Below are 11205 nucleotides of genomic sequence, written 5' to 3'. Positions count from 1 at the left end.
CCCTCGGAGTTATGGGGCTAAAAGCGGCGCTAGTGTAAGAGATTCATGCAGCCTGCTGCCAGCCAATTGGGTGCAGGCATTGCAGGCGTTTGGTAATACGTTTCAGATCATATACATGCCGCCGTTCACGTGAAGCGTTTCGCCAGTCACGTAAGCGGCATCAGAGGATGCCAGAAAGGCCACGGCAGCGGCGATATCGTTGACGGCGCCGAGGCGCTTGATCGCCACCTGCTCGATCAGCGCAGCGCGCTGCTCGTCCTTCAAGCCCTTGGTCATGTCGGTATCGATGAAGCCTGGCGCAACGACGTTGACGGTGATGCCGCGCGAACCGATCTCCCGGGCCAGCGCTTTCGAGAAGCCGATCAGGCCGGCCTTGGCCGCAGCGTAATTGGTCTGGCCGCCGTTGCCCATGGTGCCGACCACCGAACCGATCGAGATGATGCGGCCGGAGCGCGCCTTCATCATGCCCGGCACCACGGCACGGGACAGGCGGAAGACGCTGGACAGATCGGTGTCGATGACTTCGCTCCAGTCGGCGTCCTTCATCCGCAGCAGCAGGCCGTCGCGAGTGACGCCAGCGTTATTGACCAGGATGGCCAGCGGCCCGAACTCCTTGATCGTGGCGCTGACCAGCGCATCGATCGCGGCCGGATCACGGACATCGAGTACGCGGCCTGCCCCGCCCTGCGGCGCCAGATATTCCTCGATCTGCGCGGCACCGGCTGCCGACGTGGCGGTACCGATGACCTTGACGCCTTCTGCCGCCAGACGCTCGGCAATGCCGCGGCCGATGCCGCGGGTCGCGCCGGTGACCAGTGCGACGCTACCGGCGGCGAAGCGGCTTGAGATGGTGATGCTCATGAAAACTCCGTTTATGGATTGAACGAGGCCTGCGCCAGCTGCAGACCTTCGGGATCGCCCAAGGCGATCGAAAGACGGTTGCCGGAGGCTACATCGACGATGCGTTTGTTGATCGTCGCCAGCACCTTGCCAGGGCCGCATTCGAACAGCGCATGACATTCCAGCGCTTCGAGGTTGCGGATCGTCGTCACCCAGCGCACCGGCCGGAACAATTGTTCGATCAGCGCCTTGCGGATGCCGTCGGCATCACTGCGCGGCTGGCCATCGAGGTTATGCAGCACCGGAATCGCCGGCGTGGCGATCGCCACCGTCTTCAAACGCTCGGCCAGCTGCTCGGCCGCGCCGCGCATCATCGAGCAATGCGAAGGCACCGACACCGGAATCGGCATCACCTTGCGAATGCCGAAGGTCTTGCTGTTAGCCACCAGCCAGTCGACAGCGCCCTTGCTGCCAGCAACCACCACTTGACCCGGCGCGTTGTAGTTGGCGGGTTCAAGGATGCCGTCGCCGTCGTAGGCAGCGCAGGCTTTCTCGACGATCTCGTCATCGACGCCGATCACGGCGGCCATCGCGCCGACACCCTGCGGCACGGCGGACTGCATCAGCTCGCCGCGCAGTTCAACCAGCTTCAGCGCGTCGGCGAACTGCAGGGCATCAGCCACCACCAGCGCCGAGTACTCGCCGAGGCTGTGGCCAGCCAGTGCCGTCGGCGGCGGCAGGCAGAGGCTCTGCCAGAGCCGCGCCACGGCAACGCTGGCGGCGAGCAGCGCCGGCTGGGTGCGCTGGGTACGGTTCAGTTCTTCGGCCGGGCCGTTCTTGATCAGCGCGGCAAGATCGTAACCGAGCGCATCGGACGCTTCGGCGAAAGTGGCCTCGATGATCGGGTGAGCAGCAGCAAGAGCGCCGAGCATCCCCACTTCCTGGGAGCCCTGGCCGGGAAACAGCAACGCGTATTTCATGCTTGTCCTGAGGTCTCTAATCGTTCTGGGATCGTTCTGGTCTGCAGCGAATGGTCAGGCCGTTGCCGGACGCGCGGGCCGACGGAAGGCCCCGGTTGCCAGGCCATAGATCACGGCAGCAACCACCCCGTACAGATGCGATTCGGCGACGACCGAGCCGCCGATCAAAGTCTCTTCGGACTTCGGCGCGCCGATCACCATTTCCCACACGATACGCGCCGCAACGAAGCCCAGACAAGCCACTGCGAAACGATCACCTACAAGGATCTGTCGGATGAAGCCGAAAACCAGCAATCCATACGCAAGTCCCGATAGCCCCACGTAATTTTCCAGATTCGGAGTGAACAGATGTAGCCCGAAACAGACGCCGGTGCCGATCACCAGAACCCGCAGCAGCCACTCACCCGGCCGGTTGTTTTCAGGGCACAGAAAAACCAGCAGCGCGAAGCTCAGCACATTGAAAAACCAGTGCCACCAGCCGAGGTGGACGAGGTTGCCGCTGAACAGACGCCACCACTCGCCCGCGCCGACGGCAACACGGTCGTAACGGAGTGCTTCGATCACCGGCTCGCCACCGAGCATCATCAGGCCGGACAGCACTGACAGCAGCAGATACGGCAACCATGCCGAGGGAGCCGTCCAATCGGTCGGGCGAGAGGCCTCTGTTATCATTATTGTCATTGTTGGTACGGCATTATCGTTGTCTTCAACCTTCTTGCGGATCATGAAAACACAGACTCAGAAGCGGACCCAGAAGCGCGCAGTCGGCGGTTTCACGCTGATCGAAATCATGGTCGTCGTCGTGATCATCGGCATCCTCGCCGCCATCGTCGCGCCGAACATCTTCGACCAGCCGGACAAGGCGCGTCAGGTCAAGGCCAAGCAGGACATCGCCGCGATCGAGACCGCGCTCAATCTGTACAAGCTCGACAACTTCAACTATCCGAGCACCCAGCAGGGTCTCGAAGCGCTGGTCGCGCCGCCGCAGGGCGAGCCACCGGCCCGCAACTGGAAACCGGGCGGCTATCTGAAATCGGTGCCGCGCGATCCCTGGCAGAACCCCTACCAGTACCTGAGCCCCGGCGTGAAGGGTGAGATCGACGTGTTCAGCCTCGGCGCAGACAACAAGCCCGGCGGCGATGGCTCGGCCAGCGATATCGGCAACTGGGCTCCGGCTCCGTGATCGAAGGCGCTGCGCGGGCGCTGCCCGCCAGCGCTGCCACGCCAGTGTTGGCTTCATCGCGGCAACGCGGATTCACCTTGCTGGAATTGCTGGCGGTGATCGCGATCATCGGCGTCATGGTCACCTTCGTCAGTCTGTCGATCGGCAATCGCGCGATCGATGATCGGCTCGAAGCCGAATCGAAACGCATCGAACAATTGCTGCGTCTGGCCGAAGACGAGGCGGACCTCAAGGGCATTGCCATCGGCCTCGCCTTCACGCCTGACGGCTATCGTTTCCTGATCGCCTCCTCGGCCTCGAAATGGGACGACTACGCGCAGAGCGGCACCTTCCGCTCGCGGCCGCTGCTGCAACCGTTTTATTCCGAATTGCGCATCGAAGGGCGGCTGGTCCCGCCGATCCAGCCGAAGGAAGCCAAGAGCGGCGGCGAGTCGAAATCCGCGGATGACGATGACAAGAAGGAAGATGAAGCAACCCGGCTCAAGCCCCAGGTTCTGATGTTGCCCGGTGGCCAGATGACGCCGTTCACGCTCGATCTGAAAGCTCCGAATTACCCCGTGTCGATGCGCATCGAAGGCAATCTGCTTGGCCAGGTCACCCGCGAGCGGCGCACGGTCGAGAAAGCGGTGACTCGATGATCGTCTCAAAGCTCCAACGTGGTTTTACCTTGATGGAAATGCTGGTCGCGGTTGCCGTGCTGGCGATCGCGCTCGGCGCCATCATCGGCAACGGTGCCCGCTTCGCGAACAATGCGGCCAGCTTGCGTGACAAGTCGCTGGCGCTGTTCGTCGCCCGCAACCGAATGACCGAAATCGAACTCGGCAAGGCCTGGCCGGCACTCGGCAAGGCCAACGAGGATGTCGAACTCGGCGACGTCAAATGGACCTGGCGGACCGAGGTCAAGACCACCCAGGATCCGGGCCTGCGCCGCATCGACATCCGTGTCGAGAAGAAGAACGACAAGGTCCCCACGGCCTATGTGACCCTGACCGGCTTCCTGTCGAACGTCGGCCGCGAGGCTACGCAGTGAGATCCCAGCGCGGCTTCACCTTGCTGGAACTGATCGTGGTGATCGGCATCTTCGGCGTGTTCGCGACCATGGCTTACGGCGGCCTGAATACGGTGCTCAGCGCGCGCGCCAAGATCGAGGACAACCTCAGCCGCACCGAGGAGTACGACCGCGCCTACATCCGCCTGCGCACCGATTTCCAGAACGCGGCACCGCGCGGCGTGCGCGATAGCACCGGTCAGGAACAGCCGCCGTTCGGTTTCGACAGCTTCGCGCAGCGCATCGAGTTCACCCGCGGCGGCTGGCAGAACCTGCTGTCCTTGCCGCGCTCGACCCTGGAGCGGGTCAGCTACGGCTTGGAAGAATCCGAGTACGTCGACAAGGCGCGCGGCGCGCGGTTCCAGGACAAGCGTCTGGTACGGCGCAGCTGGAACGTGCTCGATCGTGCCGCGCAGACCAAGCCCAGCGAAGTGACGCTGCTCGATCGCATCCAGGAAGCAGAATGGCGCTTCTACGATGCCAACGGCCAGAAGTCCGAAGCCTGGCCGTCGGCCAACGGCAATGCCGGCGTGCCGAATGCCCAGCAGCCGCCACCGACCGCCATCGAACTGACCTTGAAAACGCGCGACTGGGGCAAGCTCCGACTGCTGTTCCGGGTAGGTGCCGAGGGCGCGTCGAAGATGGCCGAGCTGAGCAAGGCCGCGCCGCCGCCACCGCCCGGGAAAGGGCCGGGTGGCACAACAAGCGGAACAACAGCCGGCACGAGCGGCGGTACTACCGGGGGCACTGCCGGCGGCACTAACAGCCCCGGCGGTCTCGACGCAACCGAATGAAGCACCCGCGCGCCATTCGCCGAAAACCCCGAGGCATCGCTCTGATCACGGCGATGTTCGTGGTCGCGCTGTCGACGATCGCCGCCGTCGCGATGTTCGAAAGCTCGAACATCGCGGTGCGCCGAGCCAGCAACCTGATCGAATCGGAAACCGCGCTGTGGTACGCGGACGGCGTCGAATCCTGGGTCAAGGGCATCCTCAAGCTGGATGCCAAGACCAACGAGATCGACTCTCTCGGCGATATCTGGGCGCGGCCGGTCGATTTCCTGCCGATCGACAACGGCACCTTGCGCGGCCGGGTCGAGGATCTGCAGGGCCGTTTCAATCTGAACAATCTGGCGACCAAGGACGTCGCTCAGCTGAAGATCTACCTCGCGCAATTCCAGCTGTTGCTCGATGCGATCGGCGGCGATGCCGCGATCAAGGCCACCGGCCTCGGCAGCGCGATCCGAGACTGGGTCGATGCCGACAACGAGCGCATCGATCTCAATGGCGCCGAGGACAACGAGTACCAAGGCCTCGATCCGCCGTATCGCGCCGCCAACCGGCCGATGCTGAGCGCCTCCGAACTGTTGCAGGTGCGCGGCATGACGCCGGCTTTGTACGCGGCGCTGAAACCGTTTGTCACGGCATTGCCAACCATTGGCACCAAGATCAACGTCAACACGGCCTCGCCGCAGGTACTGTCGACCTTGTCGAAGACCATCGATCGCGTGGCGATGATGAAATTCGTCGAAACGCGGTTGAAGGTCCCGGCCAACACCGCACAGGAAGTACTGAATGGTGGCGCCAACAGTTTCATCGGGCCGGACAACGATCTGAAGCCGGAGAACCAGATCGAGGTGCGCTCGCGCTACTTCCAACTACAGGCCGAAGTGTTCATTGGCAGCGGTCGAGTCTCGCTATACAGTGTCTACTACCGGCCCGACGGTGGCGCAGATCCAGTCGTGATCGCCCACTCAACTGACGCCGACTGATCCCCACCCTACGCTCGCTGCCCGCCCGTCCCTTGCGCGACATCCTCTATATCCGCCTGCGCGATACCGCCCCGGACGCGCCGACCGCGCATGCGCTCGTCGCCTCCGATCCGCTCGATACGAGCCTTGCCAGGCCGGGCGTGCTGGTCCGCGAGCTGCCGCTGGACGAGGTCATCGCCCTCGGCGTCGGCCGCAGGGTGATCGTCTTCGTGCCGGGCGCCGATGTCCGGCTGACCACGGTCTCGGTGCCGGCCCGGCAGCCGGCCAAGGTGCTGCAGGCCGCGCCCTTCGTGCTCGAAGACCAGTTCGCCGAAGACGTCGACACCCTGCATTTCGCGATCGGCAGCCGCTTGCCCGGCGGTGCCTTTCCGATTGCCGTCGTCACTCGCTCGCATGTCGACGACTGGTTGGAGCCATTCAACGCCGCCGGTGTGCGAGTCGGCGCACTGATTCCGGACACCCTGGCTCTGCCGTGGACCGAAGGTGGCCCCTGGAGCGTGCTGCCGGACGCCGGCCAGATGATCGTCCGCAGCGGCCCTTACGCCGGTTTCAGCTGCGTGGCGGAAGATTTCGAATTGCTGCTGGAACTGGCCGAGAACGGCACGCCGGCGAGCCTGCGGGTGCTGGTGGCGCGAAATGACGCCACCGATTACACCCAGTTGCAGCGGCCACTGGATCTGCTGCCGGGCTTCGATCATCCGCTCGAAGCGCTGATTCGCCACTGGCGGCCATCGCAGTCGATCGATCTGCTGCAGGCCGGCTATTCGCAGCGCGATGATCTGAACCGCTACTGGCGTCCCTGGCTGCTGGCCGCGCAGCTGGCGGCAGTGGCGCTGCTGCTCGGCATCGGCCTGAACGTCGCCGAATCGCAGCGCCTGAAGCGCGAAGTTGCCGCCCTGCAGACCGCCAACGAAGAAACCTTTCACCGCCTGTTTCCGCGCGAAACCAAGATCATCAACCTCGAAGCCCAGGTCGACCAGCAGCTGCGCCTGCTCAACGGTGCCGGCAACGGCGGTGGCCTGTTCGAGCTGATGCAATCGGCCTCCAGCGGCCTGGCCGAGAATCCGGGCCTGAGCCTGAAGAACGTGCAGTTCCGCGATGGCGCGCTGTTCCTGGATCTGTCCGGCAGCGATCTGCAGGTGCTCGAGCGCCTGCGCGCCTGGTACGGCAGTCATCCGGGCGCCAGGCTCGATGTCGAATCCGCGGACTCCAACGAGAACGGCGTGCAGATTCGCCTGAAACTCAGCCCGGTGGCCGCATGAGCGCCGCACTTCGTCAGAAGGTTGCCGACGCCCGCGCCCAGATCGCCGGGCAGACCGCACCGTACCGTGCGCGCTACGAAGCGCTGCAGCCGCGCGAGCAGACCCTGGTCAGCATCGCTGCCGCCATGGTGATCGCCGCCCTGCTCTATTCGGCGATCTGGCAGCCGATCGCCCGCCATCGCCAGCAGCTGGCCAGCGAACTGGAATCAGCTCGCACGCTTGCTACCCGCCTGGCGCAGGCCGAAGTCGATCAACGCTTTGCCGCGCCGCAGTCGGGACCGATCGTCGGCAGCGACGTTTCGCTGCTGACCGCCGTCGATCAGGCTTCGAAGAACGGCACCCTGAAGAAGCCGCCGGCGCGTCTGCAGCCGGATGGCGAGAACCAGGCGCGCATCTGGTTCGAGGATGTCGAGTTCGATGTACTGCTGCGCTGGATGAACGAACTGCAGACCCGTTACGGCGTGCGCATCGAGGTTGCCGATATCGAGCGCCAGCCGACACCGGGCCTGGTCAACGCCCGCCTCGCCGTGATCCGCGCGCCATGAAGACCCGCAGCTTGCTGTGGGTCGGCATCGGCAGCTTTATCGCCTTCCTGATCGCGACCGCGCCGATCGCTTCGATCTATCCGCGCATCGCGCCGCCTGGCTCGCCGCTGCAGCTGACCGGCCTGTCCGGCTCGGTATTCTCCGGCTCGGCCGGCTCGCTCAGTTATCAGGGCCGCAGCCTCGCCAAACCGCTGAACTGGACGTTCAGCCCGCTGGCGCTGATCGCCGCCCGGCTGGGCTTCCATATAAACGGTTCGGTCGATGGCCTGCTGTTCGACGGTCATGTGTCGCGCACGCTTGGCGGCAACATCGTGGTCAGTTCACTGGCGGCCAGCGGTGGATTGAAAGGTTTGCTGGCGCTCAGTGGCGATGCGCAACTGCCGATCGACGGCGATGTCGGCGTCAAGCTCGAGGAGCTGATCCTGGTCGAGAAATTCCCCAAGCAGGCCAGCGCCGATATCGACATCGTCCGCCTGCGCTGGACACTGGGCCGCAATCCGCTGGTGCTCGGCGATTTCAAGATGGTGGTGACTACCGAAGCCGGCGTGATCGTCGCCAAGGTATCGCCCACCGGCGGGCCGCTCGATGTCGGCGGCGAACTGCGCTTGAACACCGATCGCAGCTACGAGATCGATCTCAAGGTGAAAGCCAAGCCGGAGGCCGAGCCGGCCGTGCAGAATCTGGTTCGCACGCTCGGCCAGCCCGACACGCAGGGCTATTACCGGATCAAGTCGCGCGCGCAGCTTTAAGCCGCGCCGATTTCTCATGGCATCCGCACATCACATCACCGTCGCCTGCGTCGTTGAACGCGATGGCCGCTTCCTGTTCGTCGAAGAACAGGTCAACGAGCATCTGGTGCTGAATCAGCCGAGCGGCCACTGGGAACCCGGCGAGACGCTGATCGAAGGCGCGGTGCGTGAAGCGCTGGAAGAAACCGGTTGGGATGTGCGGCCAACTGCGCTGCTCGGTATCTACGAATACGAGCCGCCGGAGCTGGGCTACGGTTTCCTGCGTTTCGCCTTTCTTGCCGAACCGCTGCAGCACCATCCAGAGCGGACGCTCGACGATGGCATTGCCCGCGCGATCTGGCTGACGCCGGACGAACTGCGTGCGGCCGCGGACCGGCATCGCAGCCCGATGGTCCAGCGCGGTATCGACGATGCCCTCGCCGGTCAGCGTTTTCCGCTGACGATGCTGGCGCATCTGAGCCCGGCGCTGTTGCGCCCATCGTGAGCGGCGAGCACGTCGTCGTCGGCCTTTCGGGCGGCGTCGATTCGGCGGTCACCGCCTGGTTGCTGCGCGAACAGGGCTATCGGGTTTCCGGCTTGTTCATGGTCAACTGGACCGAGGACGAAGCCGGCTATTGCACTTCAGCCGAGGACTTCCAGTCCGCCCGCGCGGTCGCCGAGGAGCTGGGTATTCCGCTGCATCGAGTCGACTTCTCAGTCGAGTATCGCCAGCGGGTGTTCGATCTGTTCCTCGCCGGCTATCAAGCCGGCAAGACGCCGAATCCGGATCTGCTCTGCAACCGGGAAGTGAAGTTCCAGCCGTTCCGCGAGCACGCTTTAAGGCTCGGTGCGGACTGGGTGGCGACCGGTCATTACGCGCGAGTCCAGCACGGTGCCGACGGCCCTCGCCTGCTACGTGCCGTCGATGACAACAAGGACCAGACCTATTTTCTGGCCGCGGTCGCCCGCGAGCATTTCGAGCGCGTGCTGTTTCCGCTCGGTGGACTGACCAAGCCGGAAGTTCGTGCGCTGGCGCAACAGGCCGGTCTGCCGAATCACGCCCGCAAGGATTCCACTGGCATCTGCTTCATCGGCGAGCGCGAATTTCGCGAGTTCCTGAGCCAGCACCTCAAGCCGCAGCCCGGCGTCATCGAGGACGATGCTGGCGCGGTCATCGGTCGGCATCAGGGATTGGCCTTCCACACCCTCGGCCAGCGCAAGGGGCTGGCAATCGGCGGCGTGCGCGGTGCCAGGGAAGCGCCGTGGTATGTGATCACGAAAGACGCCGCGCGCAACGTGCTGACGGTGTCGCAGGACAGCGAGCATCCGCAGCTGATGACGACGCTGATCGCCACCGACCACTTCCACTGGATACGAAAGCACGAACCGATGCCTGCGCGCTTGAGCGCGCGCATCCGCCATCGTCAGAGCCTACAGGCTTGCCACATCGCGAGCCACGATGGCCCGCGCGTGGTGTTCGGTTTCGAGCAGCCGCAGCGTGCCGCCGTGCCGGGTCAGTACCTGGTGCTGTACGACGGCGAGGAATGCCTCGGCAGCGGCGAGATCAGCGCTTGCGCTGCCGAGTGATCCAAACGTTCCGGCCTACGCTCAGGTGGCCGGCAGGGTCAGCTGGGTGATGATGCCGGGACGCAGCTCATCCCAGATATCGAGGCCAGTCACCGTGCCGTTGACGATGTCGCCCTGAAGCAGCAGGACCGCGCCGTAACCGAGTGCTACATCGAGCCACGGCATGGTGCCGAACAAACCCGGATCGCTCCACTCCGGACCATTGCTGCCCGGATGCTTGCGCGGCGCGCTCAGGAAAACGCCGAGGCCGTAGCCAGGATAGTCGCTGCGCCGGAGCAGCGGAAACGGCGAATAGATGGTCCGCAGTCCAACGGTCTGATCGGTGAGGACCTGCGTGACCATTGCCGAGGACAGCACCCGGTTGCCGTTGTAGACACCATCGTTCAGCAGCAGACGCAGGAATTCGCCGTACTCCGAGGCGATCGAAGCGCCGCCACCAGCGATGCGCGGATTGATCACCGCGGCCGGATCGCCATAGGTGAAACGGCTCAGGCCCAGCGGACCCGCCAGGCGAGCCTGGAAAAAGTCCTGCCAGTTCTGGTTGGCGATCAGCGTGGCGATGTAGCCGGCGACCTGGAAATCGATGCCGCCGTAGTTGAATGCAGTCCCCGGCGCCGAAGCGAGGTCGACGCGGGCGATCCTCTGCGCACATTCACGCAGGCTGACACCGGTTTCATCGGTGATGCAGGCCGGCTGTGCGGCATCGTCAAGGCCCGGCAGACCCGAGGTATGGGCGAGCAGCATGCGCATGGTGATCAGGCCCTTGTCGGTAGGCCAGTCGAACGAGGGGTCAAGCGCCAGATACTGGCCAACCGGCGTATCGAGCGCGATCTCGCCGCGGTCGACCATGGTCAGGATCGCCATCACCGAGGGCAGCTTGGTCGCCGAGGCGAGCAGCACCAGCTGATCGGCCGGGATGTCACCGCCAGCCTGGGCGAACAGCGGGCCGGTGCGATCGAACAGCCCGAAGCTGTAGCCGCTGACCTGCCCGGTGCCGGTGCCAATCGTCCCGTTCAAGGTTGTCGCCGTGCCGCTCCAGTCATAGGCGCGCAGATTGGCGGGAACCGTGGTGGTGCCGCTGCGGTTGCTCGCCTGCAGCGCGAGACGCGTGGTACCAGCGGGAACCACGAAGCTGGTGCTGGTCTTGCCGCTGACATCGATCGAGCCGGGCAGGATCAGCAGGCTGGTGGCGCCGGTGACGCTCCAGTTCAGCTGCACCGTGCGACCCGCGTTGGTCGTCGACGGCGAGACGGTGAACGAT

General features: G+C 64.5%; 13 protein-coding genes and 1 pseudogene. 10 read left to right on the top strand and 4 right to left on the bottom strand.

What is annotated here, in order from left to right; genetic code table 11:
• Positions 1-102 precede the first annotated feature (102 nt).
• From fabG to rrtA, 3 genes are read right to left on the bottom strand one after another with little or no spacing between them, the layout of a single operon-like run.
• Positions 103-861 (bottom strand): 3-oxoacyl-ACP reductase FabG, encoded by a 759-nt coding sequence (gene fabG, locus QZY06_RS11695; RefSeq protein ID WP_295684417.1) that lies wholly within the window; start codon positions 859-861, stop codon positions 103-105.
• Positions 862-872: 11 nt separating this feature from the next.
• Complete coding sequence (gene fabD, locus QZY06_RS11690; protein WP_295684414.1) at positions 873-1820, bottom strand: ACP S-malonyltransferase; 948 nt, start codon at positions 1818-1820, stop codon at positions 873-875.
• 54 nt (positions 1821-1874) lie between these two features.
• Positions 1875-2546 carry a rhombosortase gene (gene rrtA, locus QZY06_RS11685; protein WP_295684410.1) on the bottom strand — a complete coding sequence of 224 codons (672 nt, stop codon included), beginning with the start codon at positions 2544-2546 and terminating at the stop codon, positions 1875-1877.
• Between rrtA and gspG the strand changes: the two genes are divergently transcribed.
• The 10 genes and pseudogenes from gspG (at position 2545) to mnmA (ending at position 9944) form a co-directional block, all read left to right on the top strand.
• On the top strand, positions 2545-3003 hold the full coding sequence (gene gspG / locus QZY06_RS11680; RefSeq protein ID WP_295684407.1) for a type II secretion system major pseudopilin GspG: 459 nt from the start codon (positions 2545-2547) through the stop codon (positions 3001-3003). The two genes, rrtA and gspG, sit on opposite strands and share 2 nt — an antisense overlap.
• Positions 3000-3641 carry a type II secretion system minor pseudopilin GspH gene (gene gspH / locus QZY06_RS11675; RefSeq protein WP_295684405.1) on the top strand — a complete coding sequence of 214 codons (642 nt, stop codon included), beginning with the start codon at positions 3000-3002 and terminating at the stop codon, positions 3639-3641. Before gspG ends, gspH begins: the two co-directional genes overlap by 4 nt.
• The gene (gene gspI / locus QZY06_RS11670) at positions 3638-4033 is read left to right on the top strand and encodes a type II secretion system minor pseudopilin GspI (RefSeq protein ID WP_295684404.1); all 396 of its coding nucleotides are present in this window, start codon (positions 3638-3640) and stop codon (positions 4031-4033) included. Before gspH ends, gspI begins: the two co-directional genes overlap by 4 nt.
• Positions 4030-4845: a type II secretion system minor pseudopilin GspJ gene (gene gspJ, locus QZY06_RS11665; RefSeq protein WP_295684403.1), complete on the top strand. Its 816-nt coding sequence runs from the start codon at positions 4030-4032 to the stop codon at positions 4843-4845. The genes gspI and gspJ overlap by 4 nt, the downstream gene beginning before the upstream one ends.
• Positions 4842-5822: a type II secretion system minor pseudopilin GspK gene (gene gspK / locus QZY06_RS11660; protein WP_295684401.1), complete on the top strand. Its 981-nt coding sequence runs from the start codon at positions 4842-4844 to the stop codon at positions 5820-5822. Before gspJ ends, gspK begins: the two co-directional genes overlap by 4 nt.
• Before the next feature lie 32 nt (positions 5823-5854).
• Entirely contained in the window at positions 5855-7084 is a 1230-nt protein-coding gene (gene gspL, locus QZY06_RS11655) for a type II secretion system protein GspL (RefSeq protein ID WP_295684399.1), read from the top strand.
• Complete coding sequence (gene gspM / locus QZY06_RS11650; protein ID WP_295684398.1) at positions 7081-7629, top strand: type II secretion system protein M; 549 nt, start codon at positions 7081-7083, stop codon at positions 7627-7629. Before gspL ends, gspM begins: the two co-directional genes overlap by 4 nt.
• Entirely contained in the window at positions 7626-8378 is a 753-nt protein-coding gene (locus QZY06_RS11645; RefSeq protein WP_295684396.1) for a type II secretion system protein N, read from the top strand. Before gspM ends, QZY06_RS11645 begins: the two co-directional genes overlap by 4 nt.
• 17 nt (positions 8379-8395) lie before the next feature.
• A pseudogene (locus QZY06_RS11640) lies at positions 8396-8862 on the top strand (NUDIX hydrolase); the annotation flags it as partial.
• Positions 8859-9944 carry a tRNA 2-thiouridine(34) synthase MnmA gene (gene mnmA, locus QZY06_RS11635; protein WP_295684393.1) on the top strand — a complete coding sequence of 362 codons (1086 nt, stop codon included), beginning with the start codon at positions 8859-8861 and terminating at the stop codon, positions 9942-9944. The pseudogene QZY06_RS11640 and the gene mnmA, both read left to right, overlap by 4 nt.
• Positions 9945-9965: 21 nt before the next feature.
• Here the strand turns inward: mnmA and QZY06_RS11630 are convergent.
• Positions 9966-11205 (bottom strand): serine hydrolase (locus QZY06_RS11630; RefSeq protein ID WP_295684392.1); only part of this gene is annotated, 1240 nt, incomplete at its 5' end.

It is taken from the genome of uncultured Nevskia sp., from assembly GCF_903885465.1.
Lineage (GTDB): Bacteria > Pseudomonadota > Gammaproteobacteria > Nevskiales > Nevskiaceae > Nevskia.
Note: the sequence above shows the minus strand (reverse complement) of the source record. Positions and strands in the feature narration are given on the sequence as shown.

Excerpts from the sequence above, each read along its gene's own strand:
- gspM (WP_295684398.1), top strand. The coding sequence starts at position 7,081 with ATGAGCGCCGCACTTCGTCAGAAGGTTGCCGACGCCCGCGCCCAGATC.
- QZY06_RS11645 (WP_295684396.1), top strand. The coding sequence starts at position 7,626 with ATGAAGACCCGCAGCTTGCTGTGGGTCGGCATCGGCAGCTTTATCGCC.
- fabD (WP_295684414.1), bottom strand. The coding sequence starts at position 1,820 with ATGAAATACGCGTTGCTGTTTCCCGGCCAGGGCTCCCAGGAAGTGGGG.
- rrtA (WP_295684410.1), bottom strand. The coding sequence starts at position 2,546 with ATGATCCGCAAGAAGGTTGAAGACAACGATAATGCCGTACCAACAATG.
- fabG (WP_295684417.1), bottom strand. The coding sequence starts at position 861 with ATGAGCATCACCATCTCAAGCCGCTTCGCCGCCGGTAGCGTCGCACTG.
- gspI (WP_295684404.1), top strand. The coding sequence starts at position 3,638 with ATGATCGTCTCAAAGCTCCAACGTGGTTTTACCTTGATGGAAATGCTG.
- gspK (WP_295684401.1), top strand. The coding sequence starts at position 4,842 with ATGAAGCACCCGCGCGCCATTCGCCGAAAACCCCGAGGCATCGCTCTG.
- gspG (WP_295684407.1), top strand. The coding sequence starts at position 2,545 with ATGAAAACACAGACTCAGAAGCGGACCCAGAAGCGCGCAGTCGGCGGT.